Source organism: Rhodoferax sp. GW821-FHT07G04, from assembly GCF_059418585.1.
Map to the genome: position 1 here is coordinate 81,105 of NZ_JBWKQD010000006.1, position 18,211 is coordinate 99,315.

General features: G+C 61.1%; 19 protein-coding genes. 8 read left to right on the forward strand and 11 right to left on the reverse strand.

The window, feature by feature from the left end; genetic code table 11:
* Positions 1-3 precede the first annotated feature (3 nt).
* Positions 4-465: a SixA phosphatase family protein gene (locus AC07OO_RS23220; protein WP_495084532.1), complete on the forward strand. Its 462-nt coding sequence runs from the start codon at positions 4-6 to the stop codon at positions 463-465.
* A 34-nt stretch (positions 466-499) separates the two neighbouring features.
* Here AC07OO_RS23220 and AC07OO_RS23225 read toward each other — a convergent pair whose 3' ends face one another.
* The 7 genes from AC07OO_RS23225 to AC07OO_RS23255 all read right to left on the reverse strand — a co-directional run bounded on the left by AC07OO_RS23225 (position 500) and on the right by AC07OO_RS23255 (position 7,129).
* Entirely contained in the window at positions 500-859 is a 360-nt protein-coding gene (locus AC07OO_RS23225; RefSeq protein ID WP_495084533.1) for a hypothetical protein, read from the reverse strand.
* A gap of 336 nt (positions 860-1,195) precedes the next feature.
* Positions 1,196-1,888, reverse strand: a complete 693-nt coding sequence (locus AC07OO_RS23230) for a hypothetical protein (RefSeq protein ID WP_495084534.1) — start codon at positions 1,886-1,888, stop codon at positions 1,196-1,198.
* 2 nt (positions 1,889-1,890) lie between these two features.
* Positions 1,891-2,850 carry an MlaD family protein gene (locus AC07OO_RS23235; protein ID WP_495084535.1) on the reverse strand — a complete coding sequence of 320 codons (960 nt, stop codon included), beginning with the start codon at positions 2,848-2,850 and terminating at the stop codon, positions 1,891-1,893.
* Positions 2,851-2,866: 16 nt separating this feature from the next.
* Entirely contained in the window at positions 2,867-3,688 is an 822-nt protein-coding gene (locus AC07OO_RS23240) for an MlaE family ABC transporter permease (RefSeq protein WP_495084536.1), read from the reverse strand.
* 55 nt (positions 3,689-3,743) lie between these two features.
* Positions 3,744-5,249 carry a Ppx/GppA phosphatase family protein gene (locus AC07OO_RS23245; RefSeq protein WP_495084537.1) on the reverse strand — a complete coding sequence of 502 codons (1,506 nt, stop codon included), beginning with the start codon at positions 5,247-5,249 and terminating at the stop codon, positions 3,744-3,746.
* Positions 5,250-5,337: 88 nt separating this feature from the next.
* On the reverse strand, positions 5,338-6,474 hold the full coding sequence (locus AC07OO_RS23250) for an ABC transporter substrate-binding protein (protein WP_495084538.1): 1,137 nt from the start codon (positions 6,472-6,474) through the stop codon (positions 5,338-5,340).
* A gap of 154 nt (positions 6,475-6,628) precedes the next feature.
* Positions 6,629-7,129, reverse strand: a complete 501-nt coding sequence (locus tag AC07OO_RS23255; protein ID WP_495084539.1) for a fasciclin domain-containing protein — start codon at positions 7,127-7,129, stop codon at positions 6,629-6,631.
* Positions 7,130-7,336: 207 nt separating this feature from the next.
* On the opposite strand from AC07OO_RS23255, the gene pstS reads away from it, so the two are divergent.
* The 7 genes from pstS to phoR all read left to right on the forward strand — a co-directional run bounded on the left by pstS (position 7,337) and on the right by phoR (position 14,026).
* The gene (gene pstS / locus AC07OO_RS23260) at positions 7,337-8,380 is read left to right on the forward strand and encodes a phosphate ABC transporter substrate-binding protein PstS (protein WP_495084540.1); all 1,044 of its coding nucleotides are present in this window, start codon (positions 7,337-7,339) and stop codon (positions 8,378-8,380) included.
* 45 nt (positions 8,381-8,425) lie between these two features.
* Positions 8,426-9,457, forward strand: coding sequence for a phosphate ABC transporter permease subunit PstC (pstC, locus tag AC07OO_RS23265; RefSeq protein WP_495084541.1), 1,032 nt, complete (start codon positions 8,426-8,428; stop codon positions 9,455-9,457).
* Positions 9,454-10,314, forward strand: a complete 861-nt coding sequence (gene pstA, locus AC07OO_RS23270; protein ID WP_495084542.1) for a phosphate ABC transporter permease PstA — start codon at positions 9,454-9,456, stop codon at positions 10,312-10,314. The genes pstC and pstA overlap by 4 nt, the downstream gene beginning before the upstream one ends.
* A gap of 34 nt (positions 10,315-10,348) precedes the next feature.
* Complete coding sequence (pstB, locus tag AC07OO_RS23275; protein WP_495084543.1) at positions 10,349-11,128, forward strand: phosphate ABC transporter ATP-binding protein PstB; 780 nt, start codon at positions 10,349-10,351, stop codon at positions 11,126-11,128.
* 14 nt (positions 11,129-11,142) lie between these two features.
* Positions 11,143-11,844 carry a phosphate signaling complex protein PhoU gene (phoU, locus tag AC07OO_RS23280; RefSeq protein ID WP_495084544.1) on the forward strand — a complete coding sequence of 234 codons (702 nt, stop codon included), beginning with the start codon at positions 11,143-11,145 and terminating at the stop codon, positions 11,842-11,844.
* Between the two features lie 62 nt (positions 11,845-11,906).
* Positions 11,907-12,638 (forward strand): phosphate regulon transcriptional regulator PhoB, encoded by a 732-nt coding sequence (gene phoB, locus AC07OO_RS23285; RefSeq protein WP_495084545.1) that lies wholly within the window; start codon positions 11,907-11,909, stop codon positions 12,636-12,638.
* 44 nt (positions 12,639-12,682) lie between these two features.
* Entirely contained in the window at positions 12,683-14,026 is a 1,344-nt protein-coding gene (gene phoR / locus AC07OO_RS23290; RefSeq protein WP_495084546.1) for a phosphate regulon sensor histidine kinase PhoR, read from the forward strand.
* On the opposite strand, the gene AC07OO_RS23295 is transcribed toward phoR, so the two are convergent.
* From AC07OO_RS23295 to trxA, 4 genes are all read right to left on the reverse strand, one after another.
* Positions 13,959-15,737, reverse strand: a complete 1,779-nt coding sequence (locus AC07OO_RS23295; RefSeq protein WP_495084547.1) for a hypothetical protein — start codon at positions 15,735-15,737, stop codon at positions 13,959-13,961. The genes phoR and AC07OO_RS23295 overlap by 68 nt on opposite strands.
* Positions 15,738-15,820: 83 nt before the next feature.
* The gene (locus tag AC07OO_RS23300; protein WP_495084548.1) at positions 15,821-16,081 is read right to left on the reverse strand and encodes a type B 50S ribosomal protein L31; all 261 of its coding nucleotides are present in this window, start codon (positions 16,079-16,081) and stop codon (positions 15,821-15,823) included.
* Between the two features lie 221 nt (positions 16,082-16,302).
* Entirely contained in the window at positions 16,303-17,565 is a 1,263-nt protein-coding gene (rho, locus tag AC07OO_RS23305) for a transcription termination factor Rho (RefSeq protein WP_495084549.1), read from the reverse strand.
* 297 nt (positions 17,566-17,862) lie between these two features.
* Positions 17,863-18,195 (reverse strand): thioredoxin TrxA, encoded by a 333-nt coding sequence (trxA, locus tag AC07OO_RS23310; protein ID WP_495084550.1) that lies wholly within the window; start codon positions 18,193-18,195, stop codon positions 17,863-17,865.
* Positions 18,196-18,211: the final 16 nt, after the last annotated feature.

The window sequence follows — 18,211 nt, forward strand, 5'->3', positions numbered from 1 at the left end:
GCCATGGACCTGATTCTGTGGCGGCATGCAGAGGCAACGGAGGCGGTAGGCGCCGACGACGATATGGCCCGCATGCTGACACCGCGCGGCGAAAAGCAGGCGGCCCGCATGGCAGCCTGGCTGGACCGCCAGTTGCCCGATGGTGCCCGCATCTGGGTCAGCCCCGCGCGGCGTACCGAGCAAACCGCCCATGCACTGGGCCGTAAATTCCGGTTCAGCCCTGCGCTAAGCCCCATGGCCAGCCCCGCGCAACTGCTAGAGCTGGTGCAATGGCCCCACGCGAAGGGGTGCTTGCTGGTGGTAGGGCACCAGCCCACGCTGGGCCAAACGATTGCCAGCCTGCTGGGCCTCAGCGCCAGCGAATGCAGCGTCAAGAAGGGCGCGCTGTGGTGGCTGCGCTACCGCGAACGCGAAACCGGTGGGCAGACCGTGGTGGTGACAGTGCAATCACCTGAGGTGCTGTAGGCCGCCCCGCGAAGGGCGGCATCTGCAGTTTTGGTCAGGCGGCCTTGGGCTTGGCGGGGCGGCCGGTCTTCAGGCTGGGCACGGCTTTCAAAGCAGCCAGGAAGGCGGTGTCTTGCAGAGCCGCAATGGCCTTGATGCCGGCGCGCAGCAGCTCGGTTTTCTTGGCAGGGCTGCCCAGTTTGGCGGCACGCAACTTCAGTGTGTCCAGGACGGCGTATTCGGCCTTGGGGAAGGTGAAGCTGTCGCGAACCATCTTGGGCTTCTTGGCTTTGACGGGTTTGGCCGGCGCCGCTTTCGCCGAAGGTTTGGCTGCGGGTTTTGCAACGGGCTTGCTGGCCGACTTGGCGCTTGTGGGTGCTGCGGTCTTCTTGGCCGGCGCTGCGGCAGCCTTCACCGTAGTGGCCTTGCTGGTGCTCTTTGCTAACGCCTTGCTTGCTGGTTTAGAAGGGGATTTTGCGACAGCAGGTTTGGTTGCAACAGCAACAGCTTTTTCGACAACGGTCATAGATTGAATTTCCTTTTTATATAAACGGTATATACAGTTTATATGGTTAGCCGAAAATCGTCAATTTTCACTAACCAACCTTCACCCCACGAGCGCCAGGAGTCTGGGCGGTTATGCGTTCTGCGCAGGTAAAGGAGGAGCCCGAAGGGCGGGGCGGAACCTGGAAGCTGGGGAGCAGAACGTATAGCCGCCCAGACTCCCTCCCAGAGGAAAGGGCGGCGCGGTCTATGGCGTCGCAGGTGTTTCGTTCTGCACCAATTGGATCCGCCGTTGCAGGGCAGCGGCAGCAGCCGTGTCTCCGGCCAGCGTGGCCCGTTTGGCCTGCACACCCAGCCAGGCCAGCAGCGGCCTGCGCCACCCTTGGGCCGAGGCCGCATCTACCGCCTGCTGAATTGTGGCCGGGTTGGCCCTGCCTGTTTGCAGCAGTGCGCCTGCTGCGACCAGCAAGGACAGGGGGTCTTCAATGCCTTGCAGGGGCTTGCCGTCATCCGCACCGCGGTTGGCGGCCGCCTGTTGGCTTGTGGGCAACAGCGGAATCTGGCCAGGGGCCAATTGCCCGTGCAGGTAGTCCGCGTAGGCGCGTTGAGCCGCGTTGGCGTCGGGGCGCAGGGCTTCAAATCGGGCGCACGGCTCGAACACCAGGCTAGCTACCTGTGCCGCGCAATGCAGCAACTCTGCGTTGGCAATCAGGTCGGCCCGGCCGGTGCTGGAGAGCTGTGCCCGTGCACGGGCCAGCTCGGCCTGCTCGACGCGGGTATTGCCTTGCAGGTAGGCGGCCACGGAGCGGTCCATGGCGGCCTTGGCTTCGAGTTGCCAGTCGGGTGCCTTGGGTGTGTTGGAGCAGGCCTGCAAAAGGCTTGCGGCCAGCGTCAGACAGATGGCCGCGCGCGTGTGGCGAGAGTGAGGGGCGTGAGACATGGTCATGGCAGTTGGAGTTCGGTGCTGCGTGCAAACGGCCATTTGCGGTTGATCTCGTTGACCAACCCATCGATCTTGCGCAGGCTGGTTTCCACATCGGCGCGCAGCACGCCCAGGTCGGCCGTGGCGTCCTTGGCATTGGCACTGATGGCTTGGGCATTTTGCAGCACGGTGTCCACCTTCTTCAGGCTTTCGCGCGCATCGCCCAACAGGGCATTGAGTTGCACTACGGTGGCGCGGGCCTCGGGCAGCACCCCCTTGCTGCCGAATACCTGGGTGTCGGTCTTGACGGCCATGCCATCGAGCTTGGCCAAAAGTGCATTGGTGCGGTCCAGCGTGTTGGCAATCTTCTTCGCATCCTGCTCATTGCCGAACAGCACACCCAATGCGCCCTGTGGGCCGTTGAGTTTGCCCGTCAGGGTCTGCAGATTGCCCAAGCTGGCATGGACGGCGCCACCTGCACCGACCAGGGTGTTGAGGTTTTCAATCAGTTCCTTGGTGGCTGAGATGACCTTGGGGATCTCCGCACTGACATCGCCCTGCAGCACGGTGCGCACTGCGCCGTCCGGCAGGGGTGGGTCGTCCAGCAAGCCGGTATAGGCGCGGATATTGGGCGCACCCACGACACCGCGCACCAGCGTGAATACACTGCTGGTGCGCAGCCAGTGGGCATCCTTCTGGGCCACATCGACCAGGATGCGCACCTTGCCGGTTTCCGACAATTCGATGTTGCGGACCCGCCCGATCGGAAAGCCGGAGAAGGTGAGGTCCATGCCAATGACGACGCCCTCGGAGTCGTCGGCCATCAGCACCAGGCGCTGTGTGGCGTCAAAGGCGCCGCGGGCGTACATCACAAAGAGCACGGAGCTGCATACCAGCACCAGCATGAAGACCATCAGCAGCCGGGCTTTGAATTCCAGGTTGCTAGCGGATACAGGAGGCGGGGACTCGGGTGCGTTCATGGGGGTAGGCTTGCAATCAGTAGTAGTTTCCGACCAGGGAGAGCATCTCGATCAACAGTATCACGGTGAACATGCGGACCAGGCCACGCATCTCGGCACTGGTGCGCACGGTGCTGGCACGTGTGCCCTTGGTGTCCGTCATGCCCACCAGGGCCGATGTCATGGGGATCAGCGACACGGTCAGGCAAAACAGCACAATCTTCAGCACAAAAATCAGCGTGACCGCCGGACTGAAAACCTGGCCAAACATACGCGTGAAGTGGGCCAGGCCCGATGTGGTGAAGCCGTAGCTGGTCAGGTAGGCCACACACAGAGCCACCACACTGCTTAGCGCGGCCAGCGTGGTGCCGGCAAACAGGCCGGCCACCACCCGGGGCGGTACCTCGCGTTGCGTGGTGGCCAGCCGGTGCTGCGGCGAAGTGTCGAATTGGCCGTTGGCATGCATGGCAAGCAGCTCGGCCCCGTCGGGAATGGTGCAGCGCAGGGCGACAAAGAGTGCAGCCGTCAGCGGGATCAATTCCAGCACCAGTACGCGAATGACGACCTGCAAGGCGTATTGGGTGAGGCCGTAGCTATGGGCCGTGACCACGACAATGCGGGTGAGGATCATGGTGGCCAGCGCGCACACCACCGTAAAGCCCAGCAGTATGGGGGCCGTGTTGACATACATGTGGCGCACCAGAATGGCCCGGTTGGCGGCCGAATAGCTGCTGGGGGACAAGGCCAGCACCAGGATACCGGCTCCCAGGTGCAACAGGCCTACCCACTCCACGGCCGCGCGTTGGATTGCTTGACCCGTCTGCGCCAGCCAGCGTTGCAGGTAAACCGTTAGGTACATGCGGCCATGATAACGGCGGGTCTGGCTGTCGGCGCCGCCGTGTGTGTTACCAGATTTAACAGCCCAGGACCTGCAGGGACCACGGTGTTTTTTGCCAAGCCTGGGCCTCTTCGCGCAGCAGGTAGGCGGACTGGGGAAAGGCCTCGGCCCAACCGGCGCGGCAGGTCAATTGCATGCTGGTGCCTTGCGGGTCCAGGCGCTCTAGCACCATGCCTGCCATGTCCGGGTCGCGCCGGGCGTGGCACAGGATGACGGCCAGGCGCAGCGCCATCAACTGGGCCAGCAAGTCGGTATCGGACAAGGTCGCTTCCAGCTTGCGCAGCTTGCCCCGATGGCCCAGCACCAGTAGGCTCAGGCGGTGCATTTCGGACAAGGAGAAGCCCATCGCGTCCGCGTGGTCCAGGATATAGGCGCCATGCTTGTGGTAATCACTGTGCGAAATGTGGCTGCCGATCTCGTGCAGTTGGGCTGCCCAGCGCAGCTTGCGCAGATGGCGGCCACCGTCGGTAGGGGGCACGCCGGTGGAGCCCATCAGCTGCCCAAACAATTGCGTGGCCACACGGCCCACGCGCTCACCGTGCACGCCGTCGACGCCAAACTTGGTGGACAGGCGCTGCACGGTCTTGACGCGCAGGTCGTCGGTCTGGTGGGTGGCACCTAGCAGGTCGCAGATCAGGCCGTGGCGCAAGCCACCGGCCGCCTGGTGCAGGGTGTGGATGCCCAGCAGGCTGAAGAGGGCGCGCATGATGCTGACGCCGCCGCCAATGATGGCCTTGCGGTCCTCGCGCATGCCGGCCAGCTTCAAGCGGTCAGCGCTTTGGGCCAGCAGCAGCTTGTCGAGCAGCCAATCCAGGCCGTCCTGCGTCACGGTACCTGCAGGCCAGCCCGAGGCGACCAGCACGTCGGCAATGGCGCCCACCGTACCGGCCGAGCCATAGGCCATCTCCCAGCGGTCGGGGTGGTAGGCGTCCAGCGCCTCATCCAGCACGGCCTTGGCGGCGATCTCGGCGGTGGCGAAGGATTTTTTGGAAAACTGCCCGTCCGGAAAATAGCGGGTGGACCAGGCGATGCTGCCCACCCGGAAAGACTCCATGACCAGCGGATTGGCGCCCTGGCCCAGAATGAGTTCGGTGGAGCGCCCGCCGATGTCGATGACGATGCGCCGTTCTTCGGACTGTGGCAGCATCTGTGCCACGCCCTGGTAGATCAAGCGCGCTTCTTCCCGGCCCGAGATCACATTGATCGGGAAGCCCAGTATGGTGTTGGCACGCTGCAAAAAATCGTCGCGGTTGCGGGCTTCGCGCAGGGTTTGGGTGGCAACGGCCCGAACCTCCTGGGGCTTGAAGCCGGCCAGGCGCTCGCCAAAACGGGCCAGGCAATCCCAGCCGCTTTGCATGGCCTGGGGTGTCAGGCGGCGGTCGTCATCAAGGCCGCCACCCTGGCGCACGGTCTCTTTCAGGTACTCGGTACGCTGGAAGACGCCGTGTTCTACACGCCCGATTTCGAGTCTAAAACTATTGGACCCCAAATCCACGGCGGCCAGGCGATTTCCCATTTGCATCAGTATTGTTCGGTAAAGGATGGAACGACCGCCAGAGCATAGCACCGGCCCTGGGCCGGCTGCGGCGCGCCCCTAAAGGATACGGGCCTCAACCGACCAGGCGACCGTCCACAGAAATCATGCTCTGGGTTACGTAGGCGCCGCCGCGGTTGCGGATGTCCGGCGCGATGCGAAAGCCCGCCAGGTCCACTGTGCTGCGGCGTGCGAAGGCCTGCAGGGCGTTGGCGCGGTTGATGCTGCCATCCACGCTCTGCAGCACTTCGTGTGTGTAGCGCGCGGAGACATAGCCCGCCAGGCTCAACGGTGTGGGCGGCTCGTCAAAGAAACGGCTCAGCGCCGCGCGGTAGGCCCGGACGATGGGCAGACTGGCATTGACCATGGGCACCACCTGGGTGGCGATCATCGGCGTGAAGCGCGACATGCCCATTTGCTGGATGCTTTGCAGGTTCACGTCTGACATCGCGATGATGTAACGCTGCGCAGCCTGTTTCTCCACGCCCTGCGAGAAGCGCACCAGCTCTGGCGTGCCGCCCACGAACAGCAAGACGCGTGGGCTGTCCACCTTCAAAGACTGGGCCAGATCCCGCAAGTCGCCGGACGTGGTGTAGGAAACGATGCCCAAGTTCAGCGCACTGGCGATCTGTTGCAGGTCGTTCTTGTAGGCAGCGTGCTCAGCCGCCGAGCCATAGACGGCGCCTACCTGGGTGATACCCATCACCGACAGCGACTTGATGGCATGGGCGATCTGCTCCTGGCGCGACGCAAAGATCGGGAAGGTATTGGCCGCGGTCGTGGCTTCCACGTTTTGCAGCCAAGGGGCCACGTGGGCCAGATCCGGCAGTTCACGACCCAACAGGCTGGCGATTTGCGATGCCGTCCTGTCGCCGGCCGTGCCGAACAAGGCTACGCAATGGGATTCACCCCTCAGCGTGTCCACCGCCGAACGCAGGCTGGTAGTAGAACCGTCCACCTCGATGACCAGATGCTTGACCGCCGCACCTTGCAGGCCGCCGCGGCTGTTGATTTCTTGCCAGGCGGCACGGGAACCCACCAGAAAGTCTTTGGTCACGTCGATCTGGCTGGTCGAGGTGTCAACAATCTGGGCCACCGAGAGGGCACGCCCGCTCTTGGACGGCTGGGCCCATAAGGGCGTTGCACAAGCCAGCGACAGGCTGGCCAGATTGCGGAGGGCGCCTCGGCGGCCGGGGTTGGAGAGGGCGTTCATGGTCATGGGCCTTTTGTGAGCGGGGCGGGCGAGCGCCCACCATGCTATGGATGTGATAGCTGTTCACGCAATGCCGACAAGGGCTGGCGTGTGTTTTTATGCGATGGCCGGTGGCGGGGATGCCACCGAATGGGGGCTGTTGCGGTCCGCGGTCTTACTTCTTGGGAGGCAGCAAGACGGTGTCGATGGTGTGGACCACGCCATTGGTGGCGCCCAGGTCGGCGACGACGACGGCGGCGTTCTCGATGGTGACGAATTCACCGGCCTTGGACAGGGCCACGTTCGAGCCGTTCAGGGTCTTGGCATTGCTGTTTTTGATTTCGACCGCCATCAGCTTGCCGGTGGTCACGTGGTAGTTCAGCAGATCCTTTAGCTTTTCCGGGTGCTTGTTCAGGTCATCCAAGGTAGCCGCAGGCAGTGCCTTGAACGCTTCGTTGGTGGGGGCGAACACGGTGTAGGGGCCACCGGTCTTCAGGGTTTCGGTGAGGCCGCCTTGGGCCACCAGGCTGTTGAAGGTGCTCAACGACGGATTGCCCGCCACGCTGTCGGCCAGGTTCACGGGGGTTGCCGTGGTAGCGCAGCCACCCATGGCCAGCGTAATGGCGGCCAGCAAAGCGGTGCGGCGGAGGGTTGCGAAGACGTTGGTTTGTGACATGGTGATGGGTTCCGTTGGTTGAAAAGAAAGGCTGTAGCGTAGAAATCTTTTGTGACTGTCATGTGACAAATTGGCGAAAGTTTGGCTACATACCCCCGTGCAAACCTGCTGGGGAGGGGGTTTCAAAAACCCAAGATATGTCACAGACTTGTCATAAAAACTTCTTAAAGTCCTTTCATTCCTCAATCCACCGAATAAAGGTTACCCATGCGAATCGTCTCCAAACTGCCGCTTTTGTCCTTGACCCTGGCCACCACATTGGGCTTTGCCGGTGCGGTGGGTGCGCAGGAAGTCACCGGTGCAGGCGCTACATTCCCCGCGCCTGTCTACTCCAAGTGGGCGGCTGAATACAACAAGGCCACTGGCGTGAAGGTGAACTACCAGTCCATCGGTTCGGGTGGTGGCATCAAGCAGATCGACTCCAAGACGGTGGATTTCGGTGCGTCTGACATGCCCCAGACCGACGAGGTGCTGAAGTCGAAGGGCCAAATGCAGTTCCCCACCGTGATGGGCGGCGTGGTGCCCATCATCAACGTCAAGGGCATCAATCCTGGCGAACTCAAGCTGACCGGCCAACTGCTGGGTGACATCTACCTGGGCAAGGTGGCTCGCTGGAACGACCCCGCCATCAAGGCGCTGAACCCAACGCTAAATCTTCCCGATGCCGCCATCGCTCAAGTGCGCCGCGCAGACGGTTCGGGCACCACCTTCATCTTCACGAACTACCTGAGCAAGGTCAATGCCGAGTGGAAGACCAAGGTCGGTGAGGGTACCGCCGTGAACTGGCCCGTGGGCGCCGGTGGCAAGGGCAATGAGGGGGTCGCCGCCTTCGTGTCCCGCCTGCCCAATTCCATGGGCTATGTGGAGTACTCTTATGTCAAGCAAAACAAGATGTCTTACGCCCTGGTGCAAAACGCTGCCGGCAATTTTGTGAAGCCTGAAGACGACACCTTCAAGGCTGCTGCTGCCGGCGCCGACTGGGCCAAGTCCTTTTACCAGATTCTGACCAACCAGCCTGGCAAGGATGCATGGCCCATCTCCGGCGCCACCTTCATCCTGATGCACACCAAGCAAGACAAGCCCGCTAACGCGACCGAAGTGCTGAAGTTTTTCAGCTGGGCGTACAAGAACGGCGACAAGACAGCCGCCGACCTGGACTATGTACCCATGCCCAAGCCCGTGATCGCCGCGATTGAAAAGTCCTGGGGCGAGATCAAAGACGGTGCTGGCAAGCCCGTAGCGTTCAAGTAAGCCGTTTTGGACGCAGCAGAGCAGGGATTGACGAGGCAAACTACCATGTCAACTACACTTGTGCACAGCGACTTTCCCTCCAATCCCACCGCCAGTGAGCCGGCTCGTGCAATGACCCAACCTCCACCTACCAAGAGGGCTCGATCGGGCCCCTGGGCCGATTTCGTCTTTGGTTTGTTGGCCAAGGGTGCGGCGTTTGTCACCTTGGGCATGCTGCTGGCGATTCTGCTGTCGCTGACCATCAGCGCTTGGCCGGCCATACACAAGTACGGGCTGGGCTTTCTGACCAGCACCACGTGGGACCCGGTCAAAGAGGAGTTTGGTGGCCTAGTAATGATCTATGGCACGCTGGCGACCTCGGTGATTGCACTGCTGATTGCCGTGCCGGTGAGTTTTGGTATCGCCTTGTTCCTGACCGAACTGTCGCCCGCCTGGCTCAAGCGTCCGCTGGGCACAGCGATTGAGTTGCTGGCGGCAGTGCCGTCCATCGTCTACGGCATGTGGGGTCTGCTGGTCTTTGGGCCGGTGCTGGCGACTTATGTGCAGCAACCCATGCAGGCGGCTTTCTCCGGCGTGCCCTACCTGGGGGCCTTTGTCTCCGGACCACCGGTGGGTATTGGTATTTTGTCGGCGGGCGTCATCCTGGCCATCATGATCATTCCGTTTATTGCGGCGGTGATGCGCGATGTGTTTGAAGTCACACCGGCGCTGCTGAAAGAGTCCGCCTATGGATTGGGTGCTACGACCTGGGAGGTTGTTTCCAAGGTCGTGTTGCCCTACACCAAGACGGGTGTGATCGGCGGCATCATGCTGGGCCTGGGGCGTGCGATCGGAGAGACCATGGCCGTGACCTTTGTCATCGGCAACTTCAACCAACTGGATTCGCTGAGCCTGTTTCAAGCGGCCAACAGCATCACGTCGGCCCTGGCCAATGAGTTTGCCGAAGCCGGCGAGGGTCTGCACCAAGCCTCGTTGATGTACCTGGGCTTGGTGCTGTTCTTCATCACCTTTGTCATCTTGTCGCTGTCCAAACTATTGCTCGCACAACTGCGTAAAAACGAAGGAGCGCGGACATGAGCGCGACCGCATTGCAGCTCAAGGCTGCCAAGTTTGCGCGCCGTAAGCGCGTGAACCAACTGGCAACCAGCCTGGCACTGATCGCCATGGCCTTTGGCCTGTTCTGGTTGTTCTGGATCCTGTGGGAGACGATTCGCCTGGGCCTGGGCGGCCTGTCGGTCGCCACGTTCACGCAGATGACGCCTCCGCCCAATGACGAAGGTGGTCTGGCCAACGCGATCTACGGTTCTTTCGTGATGGTGGCCCTGGCTACTGGGTTGGGAACTCCGGTGGGTGTGATGGCAGGCATTTACCTGGCCGAGTTTGATTCCAAGAGTTGGCTGGCCTCGGTGACCCGCTTCGTCAATGACATCCTGCTGTCCGCACCATCCATCGTGATCGGCCTGTTCGTTTACGCCGTGGTGGTGTCGCGCTTCAAGTCCTTCTCGGGTTATGCCGGTGTGGTCGCGCTGTCTCTGCTGGTGATTCCGGTGGTTATTCGCACCACTGAGAACATGCTGCAACTGGTGCCCGCTGGCCTGCGTGAAGCCGCCTACGCGTTGGGTGCGCCCAAGTGGAAGGTCATCTTGAGCATTACGCTCAAGGCTGCGCGAACCGGCGTCATCACCGGCGTACTGCTGGCCGTAGCCCGTATTGCCGGTGAGACCGCGCCCTTGCTGTTCACCGCCTTGAGCAACCAGTTCTGGACCTCTTCCTTGAGTGAGCCCATGGCCAGCCTGCCGGTGACCATTTTCAAGTTCGCCATGAGCCCCTACGAAAACTGGCAAAAACTGGCCTGGGCCGGCGTCTTCATCATCACCGCAGCGGTATTGGGCTTGAACATTCTGGCGCGGGTGCTGACCCGTTCCAAAGCGTGAACCCCGTTGCAGCCAACCCATCAAAGAACATTCCATGCTGAATACATCCACTGCACCCGAGAAGACAAAAATCGCCGTCAAGGATCTGAACTTCTATTACGGCAAGTTCCACGCCCTCAAAGGCATCAATCTGGAGATCCCCGAGAACAAGGTGACCGCGTTCATCGGTCCTTCGGGCTGTGGCAAGTCCACGTTGTTGCGCGTGTTCAACCGCATGTTTGAGTTGTATCCCGAGCAGCGCGCCGAGGGCCAGATCATGCTAGACGGCGAAAACCTGCTGACCAGCAAGGAAGACGTGGCCCTGCTGCGCGCCAAGGTGGGTATGGTGTTCCAGAAGCCCACGCCGTTTCCCATGTCCATCTTCGACAACATAGCCTTTGGCGTGAAGTTGTTCGAATCGCTGAACACCAGCGATATGGAAGAGCGGGTTGAATGGGCGCTGCGTAAATCCGCTTTGTGGAACGAGGTCAAAGACAAACTGCACCAAAGTGGCTCCAGCCTGTCGGGCGGCCAGCAGCAGCGCCTGTGCATTGCGCGCGGCATTGCGATCAAACCCGAGGTGCTGTTGTTGGACGAGCCCTGCTCGGCGTTGGACCCTATCTCCACCGCCAAGGTGGAAGAGCTGATTGTGGAACTGAAGAGCGACTACACCGTGGTCATCGTGACCCACAACATGCAGCAGGCCGCGCGTTGCAGCGACTACACCGCCTATATGTACCTGGGCGACCTGGTGGAATTCGGGGCAACGGAACAAATGTTCTTCAAGCCCACACGCAAAGAGACAGAAGACTACATCACCGGCCGATTCGGTTGAACAGAAAGAGACCTATGGTTGACAAACACTTATCAACGCAATTCGATAGCGAACTGACCTCTGTCTCGTCCCAGGTCATGGAGTTGGGCGGTCTGGTGGAGTCGCAAATCCGCCGCGCCATCTATGCCCTGTCGCAGTTCAGCGTGGAGGTCGCCGACGAGGTCTCGGCCAACGAGGCACGCGTCAATGCCATGGAGATCGAGATCGACCGCGATCTGTCTTCCATCATCGCCCGGCGCCAGCCCACGGCCCGTGACCTGCGCCTGTTGATTGCTATTTCCAAGACCACAGCCAACCTGGAGCGGGTGGGGGATGAGGCCGAGAAGATCGCCCGCATGGTGCGCTCCATCATCCAAAGCGGTTCGCCCCGTGCCTTGCCATCGCTGGAATTGCGCGTAGCGGCCGATCTGGCCTCGGGCCTGCTGAACAAGGCCCTGGATGCCTTTGCCCGCCTGGACGTGGCTGCTGCAGTGGCCATCCTGAAAGAAGACGACCTGATCGATGCCGAGTTTGATGGCTTTGTGCGCAAGCTCATCACCTACATGATGGAAGACCCGCGCATGATCTCGCCGAGCCTGGACCTGTTGTTCCTGGCCAAGGCGATTGAGCGCATTGGCGACCATTCCAAGAACATCGCCGAGTTCATCATCTACGTGGTCAAGGGCGAAGATGTGCGCCACACGACGATGGAAAAAATTGAATCGGTGGTCAAGTAAATGAGTTTTGTTGCTGTGCACGCCATGCAATCGGTGCCTGCCACAAGCTTGCGGGAGATGCCATGAGAAACATGCCCTCGGTACTGGTGGTAGAAGACGAGTCGGCCATTGCCGAACTGATTGCCGTCAATCTGCGGCACAACGGCTTTCGCCCCATCTGGGCCAGCGACAGCGTCACCGCGCAACGGGATCTGGACGCTGGTTTGCCGGACCTGATCCTTCTGGATTGGATGCTGCCTGGGGAGAGCGGTCTGGTATTGGCCAAACGTTGGCGCGCAGACCCGCGCACGCAGTCGGTTCCCCTGATCATGTTGACCGCGCGCGGTGACGAGGCCGACCGGGTCGCAGGCCTGGATGCCGGCGCCGATGACTACATCGCCAAGCCCTTTTCCACCAAGGAATTGCTGGCTCGAATCCGTGCCGTGCTACGGCGCCGTACGCCTGAACAGGCGGGCGAGGTGATCACGATTGGCGCCTTGGTATTGGACCCAGCGACACACCGTGTGTCGTTTGAAGACAAACCCCTGAAGTTGGGGCCCACGGAGTTCAAACTGTTGCACTACCTGATGGGCCATGCTGAGCGCGTGCACAGCCGTGCCCAGTTGCTGGACAAGGTGTGGGGTGACCATGTGTACATCGAAGAACGTACGGTGGATGTGCACGTCAAGCGCCTGCGCGAAGCGTTGACCACAGCCGGTCCCATGGTGGAGACCGTTCGCGGGGCGGGCTACCGCCTGACCGCGACGCCGGCAACACCCGTGTTGACCGCTGCGGCGGAAAAAGCCAGCGCCTAGTCCGCGGCTCTTCTTTTCTCTCGTTTGCGGGTTATCGTTAGGGCATGTATTGGCGTTTGTTGTCTTTGGTACTGTGCCAAGCGGTTGCTGCGGGCATAGGGTGGCTGATCGCGCCTAAGGGTGATGAATGGCAGATGACGCTGGCCACGATATTGGCCGGTAGCTACCTGTGGTTTGTGCTGGACAGCGTGCGCGGCTTGCGCCTACTGCGCTGGCTGCGTGTGGGGGCGACCGAAGATTTGGCAATCGGCAACGGCTTGTGGGGTGAGGCGCATGACCGCATACGCCGTATGCTGAAGGCCAGTAACCGGCTGACGGTGGAAAGTGAAAGTCGCCTCAAAGACTTTCTGGCGGCTCTGCAGGCCTCGCCAAACGGCGTGGTCTTGCTGGATTCAGCAACCCGCATCGAGTGGTTCAATCAGACTGCGGCCGACCACTTCGGTTTTGATACGCGGCGCGATTTGCTGCAGCATTTTGGCAACCTTGTGCGCGACCCTGGCTTTGCGGCTTATCTGGCGTCGCGCGACTTCCTGCATGGGGTAACGATGCCGGGGCGAGACAGCAGCAGCTCCAAGCCCGTGACCTTGTCGGTGAACTTGCACCCCTATGGCGATGGTCGCATGCTGCTGCTGTCGCGTGATATCACGGCGGTGGAGCAGGCGGAAGCCATGCGGCGCGATTTTGTGGCCAATGTGTCGCATGAAATCCGTACCCCGCTGACGGTGTTGGCGGGCTTTGTTGAGACTTTGCAAACTCTGCCGTTGAACGACCAGGACCGCCAGCGCTACCTGGGCTTGATGTCGCAACAGGCCACGCGCATGCAGACCCTGGTCAGTGATTTGCTGACGCTGTCCCGTCTGGAGGGCAGTCCGTTGCCGTCGGCCCATGAATGGGTGTCGGGCGATGCGCTGATGCAGCAGTGTGAGCAGGATGCCAAGGACTTGTCGCATTTGCTGTGGACGCAGTCACATGATCTGCGATTTGAGCATGCGCAGGGTTGTGAAATTGCGGGCTCGGCGTTGGAGTTGCATAGCGCCATGTCCAATCTGATTGGCAATGCCATCCGCTACACGCCTGCGCAGCGCCGTATTGACGTGGGCTTCAAGACCATGCCGGAGGGCGGCGTGGTGTTTTATGTCAAGGACCAGGGGCCAGGTATTGCCCAAGAGCACATACCGCGGCTGACCGAACGCTTTTACCGCGTGGATCGCAGCCGCTCTCGCGAAACCGGCGGTACGGGATTGGGGCTGGCCATCGTGAAGCATGTGGCCCAACGCCACGGTGCCGAGTTGTCTATCGAGAGCCAGCCCGGCAAGGGCTCTACTTTTTCGCTGACGTTTCCGCCACAACGGGTTCGCTCGGCGCTGGAAGTGCCGGCACTGCACTGACTTCGGACGCCTGGCGCTTAAACAGCAACACGGATTCCCCGCTATTGGCCGGGTGCTGAATCAGCGTCTGCTGGGCCCATACATCGGGGTCGATGCCGGGCGGTGCGGACAGATCAGGCAGGGGTTCCACTAACAACCAAGGGCATTGGGCGTCTTTGTGCATGGGTGTCAACTCTAGTTTGCCGTAGAACTGAAAGGCAGCAATCTGGCCTTGGCCCAGACCCAGCGCTTCTACGCAGCCGGGTGTCGTCAGTTGCGCCTGCGTACGCTGCACCAGCACGTTGTAGCTTTGGGCATAGTTGAGTGGCGGCATCAAGAGCGTCATCGACAACAGCCAACCCAAGGTGGCACCGCCAGCGGGCAGCACCAGGCTCTTCCAGATGGCGGCGCGATGGCGCCCCACACGCCATTGCACCAAGGCGCCCCAGGCGAGGGTGGCTACGGCTGCGAGTGCAAATGTCGGCAGTGAAAAGCTGGCTACAAACCCCGGGGCCAGGCGGGCCATATTGGCGGCGGGCTGGGCGGGAACACCGGTCTGCATCGCGATCCAGACCACCCACACAATGAAGGCGCAGCCGGAAAAAAACAGCAGCGTGAACCAGTCGATCAAGGCTGTCACCTGGCGTTTCATCGTAGGCAGGGCAAAGGCTGCCAGCGTTGCCAGTGCCGGCAGAGCGAGCAGCAACGTGCGGTCTGAAGAGCCAGTCAGCAATGTGGCCACCACGCACACGCCGACAAACCAAGTGGGCAGCGCAATGTGCCGACTGATGCGGCGGCTGAACAACTGGTAGCGCCAGCGCCAAAGGGTCCACAGGGTCAGCGGCCAGGCGGGCCATGTGAACCACACCAGCAACTGGATGTAGCCATTCCAATCGGCCCACTGCGCTTGCGGCCACTGCAACTTCCAGCGCAGCAAGCCCAGAGCCATGGCCAGCGCGGCGCTAACCAATGTGGCCAGAACGATGGCGATGCTTTCGCGGACAACGCGGCGGTTGCGGGCCGTGTCTTGCGTGTCAGCGGTGTGGTCCACGGAATGCAGCAACGCACTGCCCAAGCCAAACAGGATGGCCAGGCTGGGCGCACCGGATAGTGACAGGCCGATCAGCCCCAGTGCCGCCGCGATGGCCGGAACCTTGCGCCGGTAGGGCAGTGCCCCCATCGCATAAAAGAACAGCGCCGAGAAGCCCAACTGAGCCAATGCCGGGGTCGTCTCATGGGCCAGCTGGCCCAGCCCCAGGCAGGCGATAAAGGCCAGCAAGCCACCGTCCGCCATGGCCCGTGCATAGTCGGCGGGCAGGGCTTCGCCGCCAAAGGCGAACGGGACCGGCTGGGCCAATGGATTACGGGCGAGATAGTAGGTGCCATACCAGGTAGCGAGCATGGCAAGGCCTAGCAGCAGCACAAAGGGGATGCGCGCCACGAAGTCGAGGGCGACCCCAGCGGGTGCCAGTTGCATGGCCCAGGCCCCTAGCCAGTAGGGCAGCAGGGCCGGGTTGTCATTGGGCAGTCCAATCAAGCTGGGGGCCAGCCAATCGGAGCTGCCTTGCACCAACTCAGCCATGAACCCCAGGGCCGCCATGTCCTCGCTCTTCCAAGCATCTCGGCCCAAGAAGCCTGGCAGCACATAGGCGCAGCACAGCAGCAGCAAGGCCCAACGCGGAAAACGCCGGGCGCCGGCCTGGGTGACGATGGCGGGGTTGGGGTGGTTCACGGATTCAAAAGGGAAAGAAAAAAGCAGCGCGGAAATCCGGGCTGCTTTTTGGGTGACAGTTCAGGCCAAAACCTGAAGTCGAATTACTTGGCGGCGGCTGTTTTGCCGAAGCGGTTGCGGAACTTCTCAACGCGGCCACCCATGTTATCCACGGATTTTTGTGTGCCGGTGTAGAAGGGGTGCGATTCGCTGGTGGTGTCCAACTTGATCCAGGGCAGCTCGCGGCCGTCTTCCATCTTGATCATTTCCTTGGCGTTGGCGCAGGAACGTGTCACAAACTTGAAGCCGTTGGACATGTCCTGGAAGCACACTTCGCGGTAATTGGGGTGAATGCCGTCTTTCATAACTCTTCCTCAATATGCGGGAGCCGGACCAGCCAATCTGGACTACTTTCCGCAGAAAACCTCGGATTATACAAGTAAATCAAGCACTTGCACTACGTTCGGCGCCGCGCAGAAGCAGAACGTGGGGGCAACAAATTTCCCGCCGGGCCGCCCCAAGGGAAATTAGCCCCCTTGGGGGGTAGCGACCCGCGCAGCGGCGGAGCGTGGGGGCTATAAATTGTTTAGCCGCCCCGGCGCATCATGTCGAAGAACTCGCCATTGGTCTTGGTTGCCTTCATCTGCTTCAAGACCATTTCCATCGCCTCGATTTCGTCCATGTTGTACAGGAACTGGCGCAGGATGCGGGTTTTTTGCAGAATTTCGGGTTGCAACAGCAACTCTTCGCGGCGTGTGCCGCTGCGGTTGAGCTGGATGGCGGGGAACACGCGCTTTTCGTACAGGCGGCGGTCCAGGTGGATTTCGCTGTTGCCGGTGCCTTTGAATTCTTCAAAGATCACTTCGTCCATGCGGCTACCGGTGTCGATCAGCGCAGTGGCGATGATGGTCAGCGAACCGCCTTCTTCCACATTGCGGGCAGCACCCAGGAAACGCTTGGGGCGTTGCAGGGCGTTGGCGTCCACACCGCCGGTCAGCACCTTGCCGGAGCTGGGCACCACGTTGTTGTAGGCGCGGGCCAGACGGGTGATGGAGTCCAGCAGGATCACCACATCTTGCTTCAGTTCGACCAGGCGCTTGGCGCGCTCGATCACCATTTCGGCCACGTGCACGTGGCGGGCGGCCGGCTCGTCGAAAGTGGAGGCAATCACCTCGCCCTTGACGGTGCGCTGCATTTCGGTCACTTCTTCAGGGCGCTCATCCACCAGCAACACCATCATGTGGCTCTTGGGGTAGTTGGCGCTGATGGCGTGGGCGATGTGCTGCATCAGCATGGTCTTGCCGCTCTTGGGCGGTGCGACCAGCAGAGCGCGCTGGCCTTTGCCGATGGGGGCAATGATGTCGATGATGCGGCCGGTGATGTTTTCTTCGTTCTTGACGTCGCGTTCCAGGCGCATCTGCTCCTTGGGGAACAGGGGCGTCAAGTTTTCGAACATCACCTTGTGCTTGTTCTCCTCGGGGCCACCGCCATTGACCTTGTCCAGCTTGTTCAGTGCGAAGTAACGTTCACCATCCTTGGGTGTGCGCACTTCGCCTTCGATCATGTCGCCGGTGTGCAGGTTAAAGCGGCGCACCTGGCTGGGGCTGATGTAGATGTCGTCGGTGCTGGCGGTGAAGCTGGTGTCGGGGCTGCGCAAAAAGCCAAAACCGTCGGGCAGGATTTCCAGCACGCCATCCGCAATGATCTGTTCACCCGCGCGGGCCCGCTTCTTGATGATCGCAAACATCAGCTCTTGTTTGCGCATGCGGCCGGTGTTTTCGATCTCAAGCTCTTCGGCTTGCTTGAGGACTTCGGACACGTGCAGTGCCTTGAGTTCGTTTAAGTGCATGGAATGGGTCCCGTAGGGGAAATGACCGAGAAGTTCGGAGTAATCAGAAGAGAGAAATTCAGGGGGAGGGGGGTGAGGCAAGACCTGTCACTTGGCCTCAATGTTCTTAGCCCGGGAGCGGGACCAGCCCTTGTGGGTTGCTGGTAAACGATTGGAATTATGACAGGAAAAAAAGCGACCGCGGAATATTTACCCCCACGCTCCGCCGCTCCGCGGGTCGCTGCCCCCCGAGGGGACTAATTTCCCTTGGGGCGGCCCGGCGGGAAATTGCTTCTCGCCGATTGGGGCACGGCACGTTTATGCCAGTTGCTGGTCAATGAATGCAACCAATTGGGCCTTGCTCAAGGCGCCCACCTTGGTGGCGGCCAGTTGGCCGTCTTTGAACAGCATCAGTGTGGGGATGCCGCGGATACCGAACTTGGCCGGGATTTCGCGGTTTTCGTCCACATTCATTTTGGCAATATTGAGCTTGCCTTCGTAGGACGTGGAGACTTCGTCCAGAATCGGGGCAATCATTTTGCAAGGACCGCACCATTCGGCCCAATAGTCCACCAGAATGGGTTGTGCCGACTGCAGCACATCCGCCTCGAAGGTGGCGTCGGTTACGTGTTTGATCAGGTCGCTGGCCATGGGGGTTCCTTTGCGA

What these genes read in the sequence shown, in the direction of transcription:
- phoB (WP_495084545.1), top strand. Translation starts at nt 11,907, where the DNA reads ATGAGAAACATGCCCTCGGTACTGGTGGTAGAAGACGAGTCGGCCATT.
- AC07OO_RS23300 (WP_495084548.1), bottom strand. Translation starts at nt 16,081, where the DNA reads ATGAAAGACGGCATTCACCCCAATTACCGCGAAGTGTGCTTCCAGGAC.
- AC07OO_RS23235 (WP_495084535.1), bottom strand. Translation starts at nt 2,850, where the DNA reads ATGAACGCACCCGAGTCCCCGCCTCCTGTATCCGCTAGCAACCTGGAA.
- AC07OO_RS23220 (WP_495084532.1), top strand. Translation starts at nt 4, where the DNA reads ATGGACCTGATTCTGTGGCGGCATGCAGAGGCAACGGAGGCGGTAGGC.
- AC07OO_RS23250 (WP_495084538.1), bottom strand. Translation starts at nt 6,474, where the DNA reads ATGAACGCCCTCTCCAACCCCGGCCGCCGAGGCGCCCTCCGCAATCTG.
- pstC (WP_495084541.1), top strand. Translation starts at nt 8,426, where the DNA reads ATGTCAACTACACTTGTGCACAGCGACTTTCCCTCCAATCCCACCGCC.
- AC07OO_RS23240 (WP_495084536.1), bottom strand. Translation starts at nt 3,688, where the DNA reads ATGTACCTAACGGTTTACCTGCAACGCTGGCTGGCGCAGACGGGTCAA.
- rho (WP_495084549.1), bottom strand. Translation starts at nt 17,565, where the DNA reads ATGCACTTAAACGAACTCAAGGCACTGCACGTGTCCGAAGTCCTCAAG.
- AC07OO_RS23230 (WP_495084534.1), bottom strand. Translation starts at nt 1,888, where the DNA reads ATGTCTCACGCCCCTCACTCTCGCCACACGCGCGCGGCCATCTGTCTG.
- AC07OO_RS23245 (WP_495084537.1), bottom strand. Translation starts at nt 5,249, where the DNA reads ATGCAAATGGGAAATCGCCTGGCCGCCGTGGATTTGGGGTCCAATAGT.
- trxA (WP_495084550.1), bottom strand. Translation starts at nt 18,195, where the DNA reads ATGGCCAGCGACCTGATCAAACACGTAACCGACGCCACCTTCGAGGCG.
- pstS (WP_495084540.1), top strand. Translation starts at nt 7,337, where the DNA reads ATGCGAATCGTCTCCAAACTGCCGCTTTTGTCCTTGACCCTGGCCACC.
- pstA (WP_495084542.1), top strand. Translation starts at nt 9,454, where the DNA reads ATGAGCGCGACCGCATTGCAGCTCAAGGCTGCCAAGTTTGCGCGCCGT.
- phoU (WP_495084544.1), top strand. Translation starts at nt 11,143, where the DNA reads ATGGTTGACAAACACTTATCAACGCAATTCGATAGCGAACTGACCTCT.
- phoR (WP_495084546.1), top strand. Translation starts at nt 12,683, where the DNA reads ATGTATTGGCGTTTGTTGTCTTTGGTACTGTGCCAAGCGGTTGCTGCG.
- AC07OO_RS23255 (WP_495084539.1), bottom strand. Translation starts at nt 7,129, where the DNA reads ATGTCACAAACCAACGTCTTCGCAACCCTCCGCCGCACCGCTTTGCTG.
- pstB (WP_495084543.1), top strand. Translation starts at nt 10,349, where the DNA reads ATGCTGAATACATCCACTGCACCCGAGAAGACAAAAATCGCCGTCAAG.